Raw genomic sequence first — 19,521 nt, 5'->3', positions numbered from 1 at the left:
GCGCCGCCGGGGTCCGGACAGCACCCCCGGCGCCCGCGGCGCCGGCGGTGACGGCAGAGGGAACGGGGCGGACCGCCCCGGTTCTCGGGGTTCCTATGGAGGGCGGAAGAGAACATGGCGATCGACGCGGACGGGCCGGCCCGTCCGACCGGCGCGAACATGGGCGGCGACCTGGGTGAGCGCATGGGCCTGGAGATTCTGGAGGCGTCCTCCGAGCGGGTGGTCGGCCGGATGCCGGTCGCGGGCAACACGCAGCCTTACGGGCTGCTGCACGGCGGCGCCTCGTGTGTGCTCGCCGAGACCCTGGGCTCGGTGGGGTCGATGATCCACGCGGGCGAGGGGCGCATCGCCATGGGCATCGAGATCAACGCCACCCATCACCGCAGCGCGACGCAGGGCCACATCACCGGCGTGGCCGAGGCTGTGCACCTCGGCCGCACGCTGGCCACCTGGGACATCACCATCACCGACGACCAGGGCCGCCGAGTGTGCACCTCGCGGCTGACCTGCCTCATGCGCGACGCCTGAGCGTCCGCCCGGGGCAGGCCCACGGGGGCGCGGTGCCGACTCGGCGCCGCGCCCCCGCTCCGTGCCCGCCTGCGGCAGAGCCGCGCACACCGCGTGGTCACCGAGCGCGAATGTCACGGCGCAAATCGTGAATAACGCCTCTGAGCAGCGGATTTTCCATCAAGACATGACTACGGAGAGATAACGGCATGAACCCGACTCAGCACCGACATGAGATCCGGCCTACCGCAACGTGAACGGGTGTGATTAAGCTCCGCTAACGCCCGTGGTTAAGCGCGATCACCCTCGCCGCCGCCAGGGCGCACCAGCGCTACCCAGCCGGTTGAACGGAGAGACCTCGATGCCAAGCAAGAAGGCCCTCAGCCTCACCGCGGCGGCCGCGGCCCTCACACTTGGGTTGACCGCCTGCGGCGGCGGAGGCGGAGAAGGAGGCGGCGGCGAAGACCCGCTGCAGTTCGGATACGTCTTCCCCGAGACGGGGGACCTCTCCCACCTGGGCCCGCCGCAGATCCAGGCCGCCAAGTACGCGCTGTCGGAGATCAACGACGCCGGCGGTGTCGCGGGCAGCGAGGTACCCGACATCCTGACCGGCGACGAGGCCAACGACGCCGCTCAGGCCAACGACGCCGCCAAGCGCCTGGTCGACCAGGACGCCGACATCATCCTGGGCGCGGCCGCTTCGGGCATGACCCAGGCCATCATGGACACCGTCACCGGCGCCGAGGTCGTCGAGTGCTCCGGCTCCAACACCGCGCCGGGCCTGGCCGGCGAGGACGAGACGGGCTACTACTGGCGCACCGCGCCCAGCGACACCATGCAGGGCCCGGTCCTCGCGCAGAAGATCGCGGGCGACGGCCACCAGAGCGTCGCGATCACCTACCGCGCCGACGACTACGGCGAGGGCCTGGCCAACGCGACGGCCGAGGCGCTCAAGCAGAACGGCATCGAGGTCGCCTTCAACGAGGGCTACGACCCCAACTCCTCCAACTTCGACTCGATCGTCAGCGACGTCGCCGACGCCGACGCCGACGCGGTGGTGATGGTCTCCTTCGAGGAGGGCGTGCAGATCATCACCGGCCTGATCGAGTCCGGGGTCAAGGCCGACCAGATGTACGGCACCGACGGCCTCAACGACGAGACGCTGGCCGAGAAGGTGGACGCCGAGGACCCGGGCACCCTCGCGGGCTTCCAGGGCACCGCGCCCGACAACGGCGAGGACCAGTTCATCGAGGGCCTCACGGGCTTCTCCTCCGACCTCGAGGTCTTCCAGTTCTCCGGTCAGGTCTACGACTGCGCGATCGTCACCGCGCTCGCCGCCGAGCAGGCCGAGAGCACCGACCCCGCGGTCTTCGTGGACGAGGTCCGCGCGGTCTCCCGCGAGGGCACCGAGTGCAGCGGCTTCAAGGAGTGCAAGGACCTGATCGCCGACGGTGAGGACATCGACTACCAGGGCGTGAGCGGCCCGATCAACTTCGACGAGGACGGCAACGTCACCTCGGCGACCTTCCAGATCTACGGCTTCGACGACCAGGGCGCCCACAGCAAGCAGGACGAGATCACGGTGGACAGCGAGGCCTAGCTCCCCGCGTCCGCGCCTTCCCGCTCCCGCGGGCGTCGGCGCACACGCACACGGCCCCCGGCCGGTCCTCGGACCGCCGGGGGCCTTCGCACGGGCGGGGAGCGGGTCCGTCGTCAACGCGGACCGCGCCAGTCCGGGCCCGCGGGTGCGAGCGGGGGGCGCATGGGGCGAGCGTGCGGTGCGCGCGTCGGCCGCGTCCGAGGACGGGGCCCGCCGGGCCCCGGTCCCTTCCCCGGAGCCTCCCGAGCGCATGCAGAAGGGCGGCGCCTGGGCGCCGCCCTTTCGGATCCGTCGCGTGCGGCTCCCGCCGGTGCCGGGCGGCGTCCGCCCGGCGGGGAACCTAGCCCACCTGCGCCAGGGTGCCCAGGTAGAGCTCGATGACGTTGGGGTCGTCCAGCAGCTCCCGCCCGGTGCCGGTGTAGGCGTTGCGGCCCTGGTCCAGCACGTAGCCGCGGTCGCAGACCTGTAGGCAGCGGCGGGCGTTCTGCTCGACCATGACCACCGAGACGCCGGTCGCATTGATCTCGCGGACGCGCTGGAACACGTCGTCCTGGAAGATCGGCGAGAGCCCGGCGGTGGGCTCGTCCAGCAGCAGGACCGAGGGCTCCATCATCAGCGCGCGCCCCATGGCCACCATCTGGCGTTCGCCGCCGGAGAGCGCCCCCGCCTTCTGCTTGCGGCGCTCGGCCAGCAGCGGGAACAGCTCGGCCACGGACGCCAGGCGCCTCTGGAAGATCTTCGGGCGCAGGAACACGCCCATCTCCAGGTTCTCCTCGACGGTCAGGCTGGGGAAGACGTTCTGCGACTGGGGCACGTAGCCGACGCCGCTGGAGACCAGCTGGTGGGCGCTGCGGTCGACGATGCTCTCGCCGCGGAGCGTGATCGCGCCCCCGCGCACCGGCAGCAGGCCGAAGATCGTCTTGATCAGGGTGGACTTGCCGGCGCCGTTGGGCCCGATGATGCCCACGACCTCGCCTTCGCGCAGGGTCAGCGTGCACCCGTCGAGGATGTTGACCTCGGGGACGTATCCGGCCTTCACCCCGTCGGCGACCAGCAGGTACCGGGAGTAGTCCTCGACGCCTTCGGTCGGTCCGGCCTGTTCGAGCACCTCCTCGCGGTGCTCCTGCAGAACGGTCGCGTCCTCCGGGGGCTCCGGCAGGCGCGTTTCCCGGTCGTGCCGCTCGGCCGCGGAGCCGGCCTCCCGGCCGTCCTGGTCCTCGCGGCGCGGTTCGGCGCCGCCGCCGGACCCGCCGGCCTGCTCGGATGCACTCACGGCCCCTCCTCCTTCGCCTGCGCTCCACTACCCGGATCGTCGTGGCTCGCACCCAGGTAGGCGTCGATCACCTCGTTGTTGGAGCGGATGTCGGCAGGCCGCCCCTCGGCGATCACCCGCCCTTGGGCCAGCACCACGATCCAGTCGCTGATGCCCATGATCACGTCCATGTCGTGCTCGACGAACAGCACGGTGGTGCCCTCGTCGCGCAGCGCGGTGATGTGCTCCAGCAGGGACTGCACCAGCGCGGGGTTCACGCCGGCCATGGGCTCGTCGAGCATCACCATGGACGGGTCGACCATGAGCGAGCGGGCCATCTCCAGCAGCTTGCGCTGGCCGCCGGAGAGGCTTCCGGCGATGTCGTCCCGCTTCGTGTCGAGCTTGAAGCGCGCCAGCAGTTCCAGGGCGCGCTCGCGGTTGGCGGCCTCCTGGCCGGCCCACATCCACCGGGCGAAGGAGCCCGCGAAGCGCTCTCCGGTCTGCCCGGGCGCGGCCAGCAGCATGTTCTCCAGCACGGTCAGGCGGGTCAGCGCCTTGGTGAGCTGGAAGGTGCGCACCATTCCGCGCCGGGCGACCTTGTGGCCGGCGACGCCGTTCAGCTTGCGGCCCTGGAACGACCACCCGCCCGCGTCGGCCCGGTCGAACCCGGTGAGCAGGTTGAACAGGGTGGACTTGCCTGCGCCGTTGGGGCCGATGAGCGCGGTGATGGTGCCCCGCTGGACCTCCAGGTGCTCCACGTCCACGGCGGTCAGGCCGCCGAAGGAGCGGCGGATGCCGTCGGCCCGCAGGATCGGGTCGGCCTTGGCCGATCCGGGCACGGGCTCGGCGCCGGCCATCAGGTCCCGACCCGCCTCGGGCCCGCCGCGCGTCGCGTCACTTGACATTGACCAGCATCTCCTTGCGGTTGCCGACGAGGCCCTGCGGACGGTAGACGATCAGCAGCATCAGGACCACACCGACAAGGGCGTGGCGCAGCGGGCCGGAATCGGAGGTGGCCAGGAAGGGCAGCACCTCGTTGGAGGCCATGCCGCGCAGGGTCTCGTCGAAGAGCGTGAGCAGGAACCACATGATGACCGGGCCTACGACCGGGCCCCAGATCGTGCCGACGCCGCCCAGCAGCAGCATCGCCCACAGGTAGAAGGTGACCTGCGGCATGAACTGGTCGGGGGTGATGTTCTGCTGGTTGAGAGCGATCATCACGCCGGCGAGGCCGCCGAACACGCCGCCGAAGACCAGGCTCTGCAGCTTGTAGTTGAAGGCGTCCTTGCCAAGGCTGCGGACGGCGTCCTCGTCCTCGCGGATGCCCCTGATGACGCGGCCCCAGGGGCTGTGCATGAGCAGCGCAGTCATCACCAGCCCTGCGGCGGCAAGGCCCCAGCAGGCCAGCATCAGCCAGAGTTCGTCGGAGGAGAAGTCGACGTCGCCGATCCCGAAGGAGCCCTGCGGGAGGGGGTTGGCCTCGTAGAAGCCTTCGGCGAAGCTCTGCCGCCCGTAGACGCCGCCGGTGATCGGCCGGGCGAACTCGGCGCGGTAGACCAGTCGCAGCACCTCGGCCACGGCGATGGTGGAGATCGCCAGGTAGTCGGAGCGCAGCCGAAGGGTCGGGATGCCCAGCAGCAGCGCCAGCACCACCGAGCAGCCCAGGCTGGCCAGGAAACCCGCCCACAGCGAGAGCCCGAAGGTCGCGACGCTGATCGCGACGCCGTAGGCGCCCACGAGCATGAACCCGACCTGGCCGAAGTTGAGCAGGCCGGTGTAGCCGAAGTGCATGTTCAGCCCGATGGCCGCGAGCACGTAGATGGCCGCGATGGGCCCGATCGCCGTCTCCAGGGACAAGGAGAGGATCGTCATGATGTCCATCGTCCGTCTCCCCTAGCCGACCCGTTCACGACGGCCCAGGATGCCCTGCGGCCGTACCAACAACACGACGATCATGATGAGCAGCGCCCACACGTTCATCAGCTGCGGCGAGAACCACAGCGTCGAGAGCTGGGCGACCAGGCCGATCGCCAGGCCGCCGACCATCGCGCCGTAAGCGGTGCCGAGCCCGCCGAGGATCACCGCGGCGAACATCAGCAGCAGCAGGTGGAAGCCCATCTGCCAGTACACCGACTGGTTCAGGCCGAGGAGGACCCCGCCCAGGGCCGATAGGGCGCCGCCCATCACCCAGACGTAGACGGTGACGCGGTCGACGTCGATGCCGGACGACTCCGCGAGGTCGCGGTTGTCCGAGACCGCCCGCATCGCCTTCCCGATCCGGGTGAACTGCAGCATGCTCGCGACCAGGACCAGCACCACGACGGACAGCACCATGATCCCGAGGTCGCGGGGCGTGATGGCGACCGGGCCCCACTCGATCATGTCCTGGATGCGGAACTGCACGTACTTGCGCCGGTTGGCCTCGAAGACGACCAGCAGGGCGTGGCGGAGCAGCAGGGCGATGCCGATGGTCACGATGAACATCTGGATCATCGCCACGTGGCGGCGCCGCAGGGGGCGCCACAGGAACCGCTCCAGCAGCCCGCCGAGCAAGCCCCCGCAGACGACGGCGAGCACGGTGCCCACGACGAACGGGTTGGTCGCGAAGTCGAGGACGGGCACCCCCTCGAAGGGCTCGTGCAGCGAGGCCAGGGTCGCGGTCCCGCTGAAGATCATCGCCATGATCGCGCCGAAGGTGACCATGTCGCCGTGGGCGAAGTTGATCAGCCGGGTGGTGCCGAAGATGAGTGAGAGGCCGACCGACGAGATGGCGATGATCAGGCCGAAAAGCAGGCCCGCCATCGTCAGCGAGACGACCTGGCCGAACGCGCCGGAGCCCTCGGGGGCGGGCGGGGCCTCGACGGCACCCTCTTCCTCGCCGCCTCCCGCAGTGCCGTCGCCTTCGCCGTCCCCGGTGCTGTCCTCGGAGGACTCCGATTCGCTGGGCGGGGCAGGCTGGCCCTGCCCCTGCGGGACGAGCTGGTAGACGACGGCGAAGCGCTGGTCGTCGCGGACCTCGACGTCGCGCTCGGCCCCCGCGGGGAGCTGCAGGACGTCGTATTCCCCGGGTACCGACTCCTCGTCGAGCACCACGTGGTAGGTGCCTGCGCCGGGCAGGTCCACTTCCCAATCACCGCTGGAGTCGGTGGTCGCTTCGCCGATCCGCTCGCCGTCCTGGGAGACGGTGATGTCGAGGCCCTCGACACCCTCGTCGCTGTCCGGTTGACGGATCTGGCCGAATAGCGACGCACCGCCCTGGGTGTCTGCTGCCGCCGCACCCGGGATCGCCAAGGTGGCGGCGATCAGGGCGAGCAGCACCGTCACGAGGCGTGTGCGCACGCGCGCTCCTTGCGCATTCGTCAGAGGCCGGAACCGGTCTGTGTCCGCTTCCGACGGATTTGCTGTTCGGTGGCGTGAGTTTAGCCCGCTTTACCCTGTGCATTCAGCACCTCTAAAGCCACGTGATCCAAACGTCACTGCTTTGTGCGCATCCGTGATCGAACCGGGACGTTTCGCCTGTTGACGGGGGCCTCGTCGGAGCACCGGGCCACGAGGAAGCGACCGCGGGCGGGTTCGCCGTCACCCTGCGCAACCACAGGGCAGGGCCGCGGCGTTCGCTCCTGCGCCGCCGTCCGGCTGCCCCCCGAGGGCAATACCACCGTCGATCTTGTAGCCATCGTGAAGGAAAGCGATTTCCATTTGCGATGGCTACAAGATCGACGGGGTTGGGGTCCGCGGATCGGTGATCACCCGGTTGCCCAGCTGTCTGTCAGGCGGCGGGCGGCGGGTACCGCGCGTCGTCTCAGCCGCCGCCCTGCTCGCCCAGGGTCTCGATCACCGTCTCGGCGACCTTGCGCATGGTCAGCCGGCGGTCCATCGAGTTCTTCTGGATCCACCGGAAGGCCTCGGGCTCGCTGAGGCCGTGCCGGCTCTGCAGCAGCCCTTTGGCCCGCTCGACCAGCTTGCGGGTGTCCAACCGCTCCTGCAGGCCGCTGACCTCGGCCTCCAGCGCCGACAGCTCGGCGTAGCGGCTGACGGCCATCTCGATCGCCGGTACCAGGTCGGACTTGCTGAACGGCTTGACCAGGTAGGCCATCGCCCCTGCGTCGCGGGCGCGCTCGACCAGTTCACGTTGGGAGAAGGCGGTCAGGATGACGACGGGCGCGATGCGCTCGGCGGCGATGTGCTCGGCGGCCGACAGCCCGTCGAGGACCGGCATCTTGATATCGAGGATGACGAGGTCGGGCCGGTGCTCCCCGGCGAGGCGTATCGCGGTCTCGCCGTCGCCGGCCTCGCCCACAACGGCATAGCCGTCCTCCTCAAGCATCTCCTTGAGGTCCAGCCTGATCAGGGCCTCGTCTTCCGCGATCACCACGCGGCTCTGCGTCGTCGTCACGTACATGAGGGTACCGAGATCCGCTACGATACTGAGCAGCGGCCGCGGGAACTTAAGCCAAGGCGTGACCTCGCCAGCCGCGCCCCATCCGGGGTCTTCGGCTCGGTTCGCCCCCTTTCCCGCTGCGCAGCCCTGATACGCCAACCGGTAGAGCGAGCGAGCTCAAACCTCGTACAGTGTGGGTTCGAATCCCACTCAGGGCACCCTGTGCCTCTCGCGCCCCCGTCGGCGGCGCGGTCGAGGCGACCGGTCCCCTCACCGGCTTCTCCCGGCTTCCCGCGCCCGCCCACGTCCTCAGCTCGCCGTCCGCGAGGCCGTGACCGCGCGCGGCGCAGCGCCGGTCACATTGCGGCCACAACACGAGCACAACCCGTAGGTTCGGTCGCCACGACCGCCGGGGTTCGCCGATCCTGGAGTACGGGCGTGTTCTACGAGAGCGGCTCGGGCGGCGTCTGCGGCCGCGACGGGCGGTTGTCGGCTGCGAGTGGAGGAGGTCCTGGTGCTGAGCGCGGTGGCCGCGATCGCCGGGGCGCTGACCATCGGCGCCTGGGTCCTGGTGTCGTGGGGGTCCCGGCGCCGTCAGCCCTGGTTGCTGGCCCCCCTGGCCGCAGCGGCGGTGCTGCTGGTCGCGCTGGGCCTGCCGGGCTGGGCGTTCGCGCCCGTCGTGCTGCTGGCTGCGGGCACCTTCGCCGAGCTTGTCGTGGGCTCGCGCGAGCCCCCCGCGCTGCGCACCGCCGCCCCCGAGGCCCCGTTGAGCACCGAGCGCTGGGCCGCCGCCGCGGCGGCCCCCTTCCGCACGGCCCTGGCCGAACCCTGGGACGAGGTCGAGCGCCCGCAGCTTCGGCGCCGCTACCGGCGCGCGCTGGAGCAGGAGTGGGGGGTCGTCGATCGCGCGTCGCTGCTGGCGACCGTCGAGCGGCTGTGGACCGAACTGCACGCCGGCGGTGAAGCCGACGTGCACATCGACTTCGCCGCCGCCACGCTGCGCGGCCGGCCCAGTCCCGACTCCGCGCACGAGCGCGTGGTGCACCTGGCCCCTGAACAGGTCGGACGGCTGCGCGCCGTCACCGGCGCCGAGCAGGGCGCGGACACGGTGGTCGTCGCCGCCCACCAGTGGTGGCGGGCGGCGCAGATCGTCCGCCTGATACTGGGCGGGGCCACCCTGGAATGGCTGAGCCGTGTGGAGACCCAGAGCCTGCTCCGCCGCACGGCGGGCGACCTGCAGCGGCGCTATGCGAGCTGGCAGCAGCTGGCCGAGGCCTTCCACTGCGGGTACCTGCTCACCTACGCCCAGCGGGGGCCGGGGTGGGAGCGCACGTGGACCGCGCTGGAGCTGCTCGCGTTCGACCCGGCGAGCCCGTGGCAGCGCCTGCCGTGGGACATGCCGCTGGAGCGGGCGTCCTACGAGGGCCCACTGCCCAACGCGCTGCCGAACTGAGGCGGGGCCGGACCCCGGTCGGCCCTCCCCGGCGAAGGCCAGTGGGCCTTCCCGGGGCGAGGGCCGGGGTGGGGAGGCGCGTGCCCGCCTCGACCCTGCGGCCGGATCAGCGGCCGTGGGTGATCGCGTCGCCGATGCGGTGTACGCGCAGCGAGTTGGTCGAACCCGGGGTTCCGGGCGGGCTCCCGGAGACGACGACGATCTTGTCGCCCTTCTGGTAGATGCCCATCTCCAGCAGCTCGCCCTCGACCTGGCTCACCATGTCGTCGGTGTGGTCGACCCAGGGCACGCAGTGGGTGTCGACGCCCCAGGTCAGCGCCAGCTGCGCCCGCGTGGAGCCCTGCGTGGTGAACGCCAGCAGCGGGATCGGCGAGCGGTAGCGCGCCAGTCGGCGCGCGGTCTCGCCGGACATGGTGAAGGCGACCAGGGCCTTGGCTCCGACGGTGGCGCCGACTTCGGCGGCGGCGCGGGCGATGGCCCCTCCGGTGGTCTCGGGGACCCGGCTGAGGATGTGCGAGGCCCGCAGGGACTCCTGCTCGGCCGCGGCGACGATGCGGGCCATCGTCTCGACCGTCTCGATCGGGAACGCGCCCACGCTGGTCTCGCCGGAGAGCATGACCGCGTCGGCGCCGTCCAGGACGGCGTTGGCGACGTCGGAGGTCTCGGCGCGGGTGGGCCGCGGCGAGCTGATCATGGACTCCAGCATCTGGGTCGCCACGATCACCGGCTTGGCCTTGTCACGGCACCGCTCGATGGCGCGCTTCTGCACCATCGGGACGTTCTCCAGCGGCAGCTCGACGCCGAGGTCGCCGCGGGCGACCATCACTCCGTCGAAGACCTCGATGATGTCCTGCAAGCGCTCGACGGCCTGCGGCTTCTCGATCTTGGCGATGAGCGGGACCCGAACGCCGACGTCGTCCATGATGCGGTGGACGTCCTCGGCGTCGGCCGGGCTGCGCACGAAGGACAGCGCGACCATGTCGACGCCCTCCTCCAGGGCCCAGCGCAGGTCCTCTTCGTCCTTATCGGTGAGGGCGGGCACGCTGACCGAGACGCCGGGCAGGTTGAGGCCCTTGTGGTTGGAGACGCGGCCGCCGATGAGGACCCGTGTCTGGACCTCGGTGTTGGTGGCCTTCGTGCACTCCAGGACCACGTTGCCGTCGTCGATCAGGACGCGGTCGCCCGGGCGCACGTCCCCGGGCAGGCCCTTGTAGGTGGTGGAGACCCGGTGCCGATCGCCGGGGACGTCCTCGACGGTCACCGTGAACTGGTCGCCGGCGGCCAGTTCGACGGGGCCTTCGGGGAAGGTTCCCAGGCGGATCTTGGGTCCCTGCAGGTCGGCGAGGATCCCTACGCTGCGCCCGGCGGCCTCGGAGGCCTCCCGGACGTTGGTATAGCTGGCGTGGTGGTCCTCATGCGTTCCGTGGCTGAGGTTGAGTCGCGCTACGTCCAGTCCCGCGTCGACGAGCGCGCGGATACTCTCCGGGCTCGATGTCGCGGGACCGAGAGTCGCGACGATTTTTGCTCGACGTGTCACCCTTAACACTCTAAAGCGTCTGGGCAGTGCAGTGGTCTAAACCAGGTTGCGAGTGGGCGTACTCCAGGTCGCTACCCGGCGAACGCGCTCACGAGCGCGCCGTCGAACGCGGGCAGGTCGTCCGGTTTGCGACTGGTGACCAACTTGTTCGGCCCCTGGGAGCAGACCACGGCCTGTTCGTCGACCCATTGCCCGCCGGCGTTCGCGATGTCCGTCCGCAGGCTCGGGAACGAGGTGAGGCGGCGTCCGGCGACCGCCTCGGCCTCGACCAGCAGCCAGGGCGCATGGCAGATCGCCGCGACCGGCTTGGCCTTGTCGAAGAACTCCTTGGTGAACGCGACCGCGCGCGGGACCGTGCGCAGGAAGTCCGGGTTGGCTACGCCGCCGGGCAGCACAAGCCCGGCGAAGTCGTCGGCGCCCACCTCCTCGACCGGGGCGTCGACGGCGAAGGTGTCGCCCTTGTCGAGGTGGTTGAACCCCTGGATCTCCCCGGGCGAGGTCGAAATCAGCTGCGGCGTCCCCCCGGCCTTCTCCACGGCCTGCCAGGGGTCGGTGAGCTCGATCTGCTCGGTGCCTTCGGGAGCGGCGAGGAAGGCGATGATGGATCCGTTGAGGTCGCCGGCCATGGTGGTCGTCCTCCTTCTCGTGCGGCGGCATCCCGGCCCCGCGGCGGACACCGCGGGGCGGGCCTGCAGCGTTGCCGCTGCCCACGATGCGAGGGCTTACGCGCGCGCCGCGCAGCGGCGGCTCAGCCGGTCCGCACGGCGGGGACGTCGGCGGAGAGGCGCCCGTAGTCGCGCAGCGTCTTCAGATGCCGAACGGTGAGCATCCCGCGCCATTCGTTTCGGGCGCTGACGGCCCAGCTGTCCCAGGTGATGTCCCAGCCGCCGTCGGCGCTCCAGCGCCCGAGTAGCCCGTCGAGGTCGCCGGCGACCTCCTCGTCGGTGAAGAGCCGCCGGGCGATGTGGTCGGGGCGGGCGGCCAGGTCCAGCGGCCGGTGCACGTCGCCCGCTGCCGCGGGGTCGGTCTCGATCACGGCGCGCATGGCCGGGGCCAGGCGTTGGAACTCGGCCTCGGCGCGCCGGCGGTCGGGCACGTTCTCCAGGAAGGTGCACAGCGCGACGGCCTCGTCGGGGTCGGTCCAGCGCAGTGAGGCGATGCGCGTCCAGCAGAAGGCGGTGGCGCGGTCGCGCCAGGCGTGGCAGATGCGGTGGCGGTGCATCAGGCCCACCAGGGTCGCCGTGGGCTCGAGCGCGCCCGCGAAGTCGTGGGCCTCGCGGTAGGCGGGCGCGGCCTCGGTGTGGCGCGCCGTGGGCAGCACCGGCGGCACTCCCCCGCTGTCGCGGGTGATGCTGGTGAGGTAGCGGCCGACGCCGTCGGCGATGTCGCGGGGGACGGCGCCGAGCTCGTCGAGGTAGCGCAGGGCCACCACGACGGCGGCAGGCTGGCTGCCGTGGCCCCGCAAGTCGGGGTCGAGGCCGTTGCCGTAGCCCCCGTCGACGTTGCGGTAGGACTCCAGGGCCGAGCGGATGGGCGCGGCCGAGCCGCTGCGGAAATGGTAGGCGAAGCGGTGGCGGTCGATGAGTCGGGCATTGCGCGAGATGAAGTGCTCCGCGGAGCGGAGGGCTTCCGGGGTCACCATGCTCATGCCACGAATGTACGCCCGCACCTGGGCATCCGTTCAAAGGCCCAGGGCCGGACAGGCGACCGCTATGCGCCATTTTTGCACTTCTTTACGCGAATTCCGCCCGCCTCGCGGCTTTCGCGACAGGGAAATCCACACGGATTCTTAACGGGACCCGGTCGCCTCGTCCCGTTCCCTCGGCGTACGCCGCCGCCGCATCGTCAGCAGCAGCGCCCCCAGCCAGGACACCGCCACCACCGCCGCCACGGCGAACTGTACTTCGGTCAGGTAGCGCTCGGGGTAGACCACACCGGTCAGGTAGTGGTCGATGAACCCGCTGGAGGGCAGGCCCTGCAGGCCGGCCCGCAGCCGCGCCCAGTCCTCGATTCCGGTGAGCGGGCAGAGCCACTGGAAGTCGATGATGCCCAGCGCATAAGCGCACACGCCCACGTGCGGCCACAACGCGTGCGGCCAGCGCCACACGAGGAACCCGCCCAGTGCCACATAGCACAGGAAGCCGAAGTGCAGCAGCATGGCCGCGTCGGCGATAAGGCGGTAGCCCATATGGGGGAAGTACCCGCGGGGGCGGTGGAAATGCCCGCCACTACGGCGATTCCGGGGACAGTGCGCCCTCGCGGGGGCGGGACCCGGCCCCTGGCGCCCGGGCGGCGCGGGCACGTGCCCGCGCCGCCCTGACCGCTGGTCAGCTCGCGGTCAGCGGCCGCTCCGTGGGCGGGACGGCCGTCGGCAGGACGGTGTCCGCACCGGTGAGGTACCGGTCCAGGCTCGCCGCCGCCGAGCGTCCCTCGGCGATCGCCCACACGATCAAGGACTGGCCGCGCCCCATGTCGCCGGCGCAGAAGACGCCCTCGACCGTGGTGGCGTAATCGGCGCCGCGCACGACGTTGCCGCGCCCGTCCAGCTCCACGCCCAGCTGCTCGATCATCCCGGCCTTCTCCGGGCCGACGAAGCCCATGGCCAGGGTGACCAGTCCGGCCGGGATCTCGCGCTCGGTCCCGGCGACCGGCTCGAAGCCGTTGGCGGTGCGCTCGACGTCGACCAGCTTGAGCGCGCGCACGCGCCCGTCGTCGCCTCCGAGGAACTCCACGGTGTTGACCGAGTACAGCCGCTCGCCGCCCTCCTCATGAGCGGTGGTGACCTTGTAGACCATGGGCATGGTCGGCCACGGCTGGTTCTCGGGCCGGTCCCCGGGCGGCTTGGGCATGATCTCCAGCTGGGTGACCGACAGGGCGCCCTGGCGGTGCGCCGTGCCCACGCAGTCGGCGCCGGTGTCGCCGCCGCCGATGACGATGACGTGCTTGCCCTCGGCGCTGATGGCGGGCGTGTCGAAGTCGCCCTCCTGCACCCGGTTGGCCAGAGGCAGGTACTCCATGGCCTGGTGGACGCCGTCGAGCTCGCGGCCGGCGGCCGGCAGCTCGCGCCACGCGGTGGCCCCGCCGGCCAGCAGCACGGCGTCGTGCTGGGCGCGCAACTCCTCGACGGTGATGTCGGTGCCCACGTCGACGCCGGTGCGAAAGACCGTGCCCTCGGCCCGCATCTGGCCCAGGCGGCGCTCGATATGCCGCTTCTCCATCTTGAACTCGGGGATGCCGTAGCGCAGCAGCCCGCCGACACGGTCGGCCCGCTCGAAGACCGTGACGTCGTGTCCGGCGCGGGTCAGTTGCTGAGCCGCCGCCAGCCCGGCCGGTCCAGAGCCCACGACCGCGACCTTGCGCCCCGAGCGGGTTTCGGGCGGCTGGGGCCGCACCCAGCCCTCTTCCCAGGCCCGGTCGATGATGGAGTTCTCGACGTTCTTGATGGTCACGGCAGGCTGATTGATGCCCAGCACGCACGCCGACTCGCACGGAGCCGGGCACAGCCGCCCGGTGAACTCCGGGAAGTTGTTGGTCGCGTGCAGCCGCTCGATCGCCTCGCCCCAGTCGTGGCGGTGGACCAGGTCGTTCCACTCGGGGATGAGGTTGCCCAGCGGGCAGCCGTTGTGGCAGAACGGGATTCCGCAGTCCATGCAGCGCGAAGCCTGCCTGACGACGGTGCCGCGGTCGGCCTCGTGGTAGACCTCGTGCCAGTCCTGGATGCGCACGTCGACCGGGCGGCGAGCGGGCAGCTCCCGCTCGGTGATCTTCAGAAACCCCTTCGGGTCAGCCATCGTGTTCCCCTCCTTTCGGATCCGGCCGACGATTCAGGACTGGGCGGCGGCCATGATGGCCTCGCCGACGTCGCGGCCGGCGCGCTCGGCCTCGGCCTGGGCGGCCAGCACCCGCTTGAAGTCGCGCGGCATGACCTTGCCGAACCGGGCGAGCGCGTTGTCGAAGTCGGCCAGCAGCTCGGCTGCGACACCCGATCCGGTGGCCTCGCGGTGGCGGTCCAGCACGTCGCGCAGGAACGTCCGGTCGGCGTCGTCGAGCGGGTCGAGGTCGACCATCTCGCCGTTCACCCGCTCGGGGTCGAGGTCCAGCACGTAGGCGATGCCCCCGGACATGCCCGCGGCGAAGTTGCGCCCCGTGGTGCCCAGGATGACGGCGCGCCCGCCGGTCATGTACTCGCACCCGTGGTCGCCCACGCCCTCGGCGACGGCCAGCGCGCCGGAGTTGCGCACGCAGAACCGCTCGCCCACGACGCCGCGCAGGAACACCTCGCCGGAGGTCGCACCGTAGGCGATGACGTTGCCGGCGATGATGTGTCGCTCCGGCGCGAAGGGCACGTCCTCGGGCGGGCGGACGGCGACCCGGCCACCGGAGAGCCCCTTGCCCACGTAGTCGTTGGCGTCGCCGACGAGCCGCAGGGTGACGCCCCGCGGCACGAACGCGCCGAAGGACTGGCCGGCCGAGCCGGTGAAGGTGACGTCGACGGTGTCGTCGGGCAGGCCCTCGGCGCCGTAGCGCTTGGTGATCTCGTGTCCCAGCATGGTGCCGACGGTGCGGTTGACGTTGCGCACCGGCAGGTCCAGCTTCAGCGGTTCGCCGAACTCCAAGGCGCCCTCGGCCAGCTGGATCAGCGTGTTGTCCAGCGCCTTCTCCAGCCCGTGGTCCTGGCCGCGCACCCGGTGGCGGTGGTCGCCGTCCCAGGAGTCCTCCTCGTGCAGGACGGGCGCGAGATCCAGCCCGGAGGCCTTCCAGTGGTCCACGGCGTCGGCGGTGTCGAGCAGGCCGACGGCGCCGACGGCCTCGTCCAGGCTGCGAAAGCCCAGCGCGGCCAGGTACTCGCGGACCTCCTGGGCGATGAACTCGAAGAAGTTCACAACGAAGTCGGCCTGGCCGGAATAGCGCTTGCGCAGCTCCGGGTTCTGCGTGGCCACGCCCACCGGGCAGGTGTCCAGGTGGCACACGCGCATCATGACGCAACCCGAGACCACCAGGGGCGCGGTGGCGAAGCCGTACTCCTCGGCACCCAGCAGGGCCGCGACGACGACGTCCCGGCCGGTCTTCATCTGCCCGTCGGCCTGCACGACGATGCGGTCGCGCAGCCCGTTGCGCAGCAGGGTCTGCTGGGTCTCGGCCAGCCCCAGCTCCCAGGGCGTGCCCGCGTGCTTGAGCGAGGTCAGCGGCGAGGCGCCGGTGCCGCCGTCGTGGCCGGAGATCAGCACGACGTCGGCGTGGGCCTTGGACACGCCCGCGGCCACGGTGCCCACTCCGGCCTCGGAGACCAGCTTGACGTGGACCCGCGCGCCGGGGTTGGCGTTCTTGAGGTCGTGGATCAGCTGGGCGAGGTCCTCGATGGAGTAGATGTCGTGGTGGGGCGGCGGCGAGATCAGCCCGACGCCGGGGGTGGAGTGCCGGGTGCCGGCGATCCACGGGTAGACCTTGTGGCCGGGCAGTTGGCCGCCTTCGCCGGGCTTGGCGCCCTGGGCCATCTTGATCTGGATGTCGTCGGCGTTGCTGAGGTAGTGCGAGGTCACCCCGAAGCGGCCCGACGCGACCTGTTTGATGGCGCTGCGCCGCAGGTCGCCGTTCTCGTCGGGCGTGAAGCGGTCGGCGTCCTCGCCGCCCTCACCGGTGTTGGACTTGCCGCCCAGCCGGTTCATGGCCACGGCCAGGGTCTCGTGCGCCTCGGCCGAGATGGAGCCGTAGGACATGGCTCCGGTGGAGAAACGCTTGACGATCTCGGAGACCGGCTCGACCTCCTCCACCGGAACGGGCTCGCGCACGCCCTCCTTGAGGCGGAACAGCCCGCGCAGCGTCATCAGCGTGCTCGCCTGGTCGTCGATCGCGGAGGTGTACTCCTTGAAGATCTCGTAGCGCCGGGAGCGCGTGGCGTGCTGCAGCTTGAAGACGGTCTCGGGATTGAACAGGTGCGGCTCGCCCTCGCGGCGCCACTGGTACTCGCCGCCGATCGCCAGCCGCCGGTGGTCGGCGGGGTTGGCGGCGAACGCGGTTGCGTGGCGGACGCCGACCTCCTCGGCCAGGACGCCGAAGCCGACGCCGCCCAGCGGGGAGGGCGTGCCGGTGAAGCACCGGTCGATGACCTCGGGGCCGAGGCCCAGCGCCTCGAAGATCTGGGCTCCGGTGTAGGAGCTGACCGTGGAGACGCCCATCTTGGACATGATCTTCAGGACGCCCTTGCCGAAGGCCTTGACGGTGTTGCCCACGGCCTCGTCGGCGCCGATGCCGCCGATGACGCCGCGCTCGACCATGTCGCGCACCGTGCCCAGCGCCATGTAGGGCGCGACCGCCGAGGCGCCGTAGCCGAGCAGGAGCGCGATGTGGTGGCACTCGCGGGCGTCGCCGGACTCGACCACCAGGCCGACCTCGGTGCGGGTCTTCTCCCGCACCAGGTGGTGGTGGACGGCGCCGGTCAGCAGCAGCGAGGGCACCGGCGCGCGGTCGGGGCCGGCGCCGCGGTCGGAGAGCACGACGATGTGCGCGCCGGCGGCGATGGCCGCCGACACCTCGGCGCAGATCTCGTCCAGGCGGACCGACATCGCCGCGCCGCCGCCGGCGGCGGCGTAGGTGCCGTTGGCGACGAAGGTGCGGAAGGCGGGGTCGGCGTCCGCGGCCGTCCCGGCGCGAACGATCCGGGCCAGGCCGGCCTCGTCGAGGACCGGGGTGGGCAGCACGATGCGCCGGCAGTCCTCGGGGTCGGGCGAGAGGACGTTCTCCTCGGCGCCCAGCGCGGTGTGCAGGCTGGTGACCAGCTCCTCGCGGATGGCGTCCAGCGGCGGGTTGGTCACCTGCGCGAAGCCCTGCGAGAAGTAGTCGAAGAGCTGTCGGGAGCGGGCCGACAGCGCCGCCACCGGCGTGTCGGTGCCCATGGAGCCGATCGGCTCGGCGCCCGTGCGCGCCATGGGCTCGAGGATGATGCGCAGCTCCTCCTCGGTGTAGCCGAAGACCTGCTGCTGGCAGACGAGGTCGCCCACGGGCTCGGGCTCACCCGGCTCCAGGTCGGAAAGGGCCACCACGCCGCGCTCCAGCCACTCGGCGTAGGGGTGCTCGGCCGCGAGCTCGGACTTGATCTCCTCGTCCTCGATGATGCGGCCCTGCTCGGTGTCGACGACGAAGATGCGGCCGGGCTGCAGCCGCCCCTTGCGTACGATGCGCGAGGACTCGACGTCGAGCACGCCGGCCTCGCTGGCCAGCACGACGGTGCCGTCGTCGGTGACCCAGTAGCGGCCGGGGCGCAGGCCGTTGCGGTCCAGGACGGCGCCGATGAGCGAGCCGTCCGTGAAGGACACCGACGCGGGGCCGTCCCAGGGCTCCATGAGCATGGAGTGGAACTCGTAGAAGGCCCGCACGTGCGGGTCCATCTCCGTGTGGTTCTCCCAGGGCTCGGGGATCATCATCAGCACCGCGTGCGGCAGCGACCGCCCGCCCAGGTGCAGCAGCTCCAGAGCGGCGTCGAAGGACGCGGTGTCGGAGTCGTCGGGGTCGACGATGGGGCACACGCGCGAGATGTCGCCGGGCAGCAGGTCGCTGTCGAGCGTGGCCTCGCGGGCCCGCATCATGTTCCGGTTGCCTTTGACGGTGTTGATCTCGCCGTTGTGGGCGACGTAGCGGAAGGGGTGCGCCAGCGGCCACGACGGGAAGGTGTTGGTGGAGAACCGCGAGTGCACCAGTGCCAGGCCGCTGGAGTAGCGCCGGTCGGACAGGTCGGCGTAGAACGGCTCCAGCTGAGGCGTGGTGAGCATGCCCTTGTAGGTGATCGTGCGCGGGGAAAGGCTGGGGAAGTACACGCCGGTCTCATGCTCGGCGCGTTTGCGCAGGCAGTAGGCGTAACGCTCCAGCTCGATGCCGCCGAGGCCCTCGGCGGCGGTGCCCTGCGCGCCCGCGACGAACAGTTGGGCGAAGTGCGGCATGGCCTCGCGCGCCGCGGGTCCGCAGAAGTGCGGGTCGACCGGAACCTCGCGCCAGCCCAGCACGCGCAGGCTCTCCTCGGCGGCGACGGCCTCGATCGCGGCAACGGCGGAGGCGCGCTCGCCGCTGTCGGCGGGCAGGAAGGCGATGCCGGCGGCGTAGCGGCCCCCCCCGGGCAGCTCGAAGCCGCAGACCTCGCGGTAGAGGGCGTCGGGGACCTGGGTGATGATCCCGGCGCCGTCACCGTCCTCGGGATCGGCGCCGGCGGCGCCCCGGTGGTCGAGGTTGCGCAGCACCGTCAGCGCCTTCTCGACGATCTCGTGGCTGCGACGGCCGGAGAGGTCGGCTACGAACCCGACGCCGCAGGCGTCGTGCTCGTAGGCGCTGTCGTACAGGCCCTCGCGGGTGGAATCGGCGTTCGGTCGGACGGACGAACGCTGCACCTGGCCAGCAGGCATCTACCCTCCTGTCGTCGTACGTATGGGCTTTCGGACAAAGCGCATCCGGGACGACATTGGCCCTGCTGCGTCAGCATGCGAAGGCGGCCCCTCCTGGCACCGGTTTCCACGGTCGGCGCCCAGCGCCGAATCCGCGTCACGTCCTCGTAGTAACCGGTGTCGCCCCAGGTCGGCGGCCACACTCGCGAGTAGTCAGTTATACAGCGGTCCAGCCCCGACGTGAAATCGAAGGTCTAGACCGCGCACCGCCACAGTGCGGTCAGGCCCGAGGGCCCGCTCGGTGCGGGGTGGGTCGGCGTCGACCCGCCCTTCGGGGTTAGCCGGGATCCTTCCAGGCCCGACTCTTGCTCAAACATCCCTTTCGCCCCGATCTTCACAGAACGCGGCAAAGCGAAGCGCTA

At 71.1% G+C, this 19,521-nt stretch carries 14 protein-coding genes and 1 tRNA gene; 4 read left to right on the top strand and 11 right to left on the bottom strand.

Going from position 1 to position 19,521, the window contains the following annotated elements; genetic code table 11:
• Positions 1 to 114 precede the first annotated feature (114 nt).
• Together RM446_RS14960 and RM446_RS14955 are read left to right on the top strand one after the other, a co-directional pair.
• Positions 115 to 528 (top strand): PaaI family thioesterase, encoded by a 414-nt coding sequence (locus RM446_RS14960; protein WP_311545900.1) that lies wholly within the window; start codon positions 115 to 117, stop codon positions 526 to 528.
• A 340-nt stretch (positions 529 to 868) separates the two neighbouring features.
• Positions 869 to 2,107, top strand: a complete 1,239-nt coding sequence (locus RM446_RS14955) for an ABC transporter substrate-binding protein (protein WP_311545899.1) — start codon at positions 869 to 871, stop codon at positions 2,105 to 2,107.
• A 340-nt stretch (positions 2,108 to 2,447) separates the two neighbouring features.
• On the opposite strand, the gene RM446_RS14950 is transcribed toward RM446_RS14955, so the two are convergent.
• The 5 genes from RM446_RS14950 to RM446_RS14930 all read right to left on the bottom strand — a co-directional run bounded on the left by RM446_RS14950 (position 2,448) and on the right by RM446_RS14930 (position 7,734).
• Positions 2,448 to 3,266 carry an ABC transporter ATP-binding protein gene (locus RM446_RS14950; RefSeq protein ID WP_311545982.1) on the bottom strand — a complete coding sequence of 273 codons (819 nt, stop codon included), beginning with the start codon at positions 3,264 to 3,266 and terminating at the stop codon, positions 2,448 to 2,450.
• 110 nt (positions 3,267 to 3,376) lie between these two features.
• A complete protein-coding gene (locus RM446_RS14945; protein WP_398695230.1) occupies positions 3,377 to 4,264 on the bottom strand; it encodes an ABC transporter ATP-binding protein in 888 nt (295 codons plus the stop codon).
• The gene (locus tag RM446_RS14940; protein ID WP_311545898.1) at positions 4,254 to 5,240 is read right to left on the bottom strand and encodes a branched-chain amino acid ABC transporter permease; all 987 of its coding nucleotides are present in this window, start codon (positions 5,238 to 5,240) and stop codon (positions 4,254 to 4,256) included. Before RM446_RS14940 ends, RM446_RS14945 begins: the two co-directional genes overlap by 11 nt.
• A gap of 12 nt (positions 5,241 to 5,252) precedes the next feature.
• A complete protein-coding gene (locus tag RM446_RS14935; RefSeq protein ID WP_311545897.1) occupies positions 5,253 to 6,698 on the bottom strand; it encodes a branched-chain amino acid ABC transporter permease in 1,446 nt (481 codons plus the stop codon).
• A 463-nt stretch (positions 6,699 to 7,161) separates the two neighbouring features.
• A complete protein-coding gene (locus tag RM446_RS14930; protein WP_311545980.1) occupies positions 7,162 to 7,734 on the bottom strand; it encodes an ANTAR domain-containing response regulator in 573 nt (190 codons plus the stop codon).
• Positions 7,735 to 7,884: 150 nt separating this feature from the next.
• Between RM446_RS14930 and RM446_RS14925 the strand changes: the two genes are divergently transcribed.
• A tRNA-Leu gene (locus RM446_RS14925) sits at positions 7,885 to 7,958 on the top strand.
• 296 nt (positions 7,959 to 8,254) lie between these two features.
• Positions 8,255 to 9,193, top strand: coding sequence for a DUF1266 domain-containing protein (locus RM446_RS14920; protein ID WP_311545896.1), 939 nt, complete (start codon positions 8,255 to 8,257; stop codon positions 9,191 to 9,193).
• A gap of 106 nt (positions 9,194 to 9,299) precedes the next feature.
• On the opposite strand, the gene pyk is transcribed toward RM446_RS14920, so the two are convergent.
• The 6 genes from pyk to gltB all read right to left on the bottom strand — a co-directional run bounded on the left by pyk (position 9,300) and on the right by gltB (position 19,120).
• On the bottom strand, positions 9,300 to 10,730 hold the full coding sequence (gene pyk, locus RM446_RS14915; protein WP_311545895.1) for a pyruvate kinase: 1,431 nt from the start codon (positions 10,728 to 10,730) through the stop codon (positions 9,300 to 9,302).
• 71 nt (positions 10,731 to 10,801) lie between these two features.
• A complete protein-coding gene (locus RM446_RS14910) occupies positions 10,802 to 11,356 on the bottom strand; it encodes a type 1 glutamine amidotransferase domain-containing protein (RefSeq protein WP_311545894.1) in 555 nt (184 codons plus the stop codon).
• Between the two features lie 122 nt (positions 11,357 to 11,478).
• Positions 11,479 to 12,369, bottom strand: a complete 891-nt coding sequence (locus RM446_RS14905; RefSeq protein WP_311545978.1) for a prenyltransferase — start codon at positions 12,367 to 12,369, stop codon at positions 11,479 to 11,481.
• Between the two features lie 150 nt (positions 12,370 to 12,519).
• Entirely contained in the window at positions 12,520 to 12,918 is a 399-nt protein-coding gene (locus RM446_RS14900) for a DUF2784 domain-containing protein (protein ID WP_311545893.1), read from the bottom strand.
• A 139-nt stretch (positions 12,919 to 13,057) separates the two neighbouring features.
• Positions 13,058 to 14,521 carry a glutamate synthase subunit beta gene (locus RM446_RS14895; RefSeq protein WP_311545892.1) on the bottom strand — a complete coding sequence of 488 codons (1,464 nt, stop codon included), beginning with the start codon at positions 14,519 to 14,521 and terminating at the stop codon, positions 13,058 to 13,060.
• A 33-nt stretch (positions 14,522 to 14,554) separates the two neighbouring features.
• A complete protein-coding gene (gene gltB / locus RM446_RS14890; protein WP_311545891.1) occupies positions 14,555 to 19,120 on the bottom strand; it encodes a glutamate synthase large subunit in 4,566 nt (1,521 codons plus the stop codon).
• Between the last annotated feature and the right edge of the window lie 401 nt (positions 19,121 to 19,521).

The organism is Streptomonospora wellingtoniae (genome assembly GCF_031845375.1).
Classification (GTDB): domain Bacteria; phylum Actinomycetota; class Actinomycetes; order Streptosporangiales; family Streptosporangiaceae; genus Streptomonospora; species Streptomonospora wellingtoniae.
The sequence above is the reverse complement of the archived record's forward strand: the minus strand, read 5'-3'. Positions and strand labels throughout refer to the sequence as shown.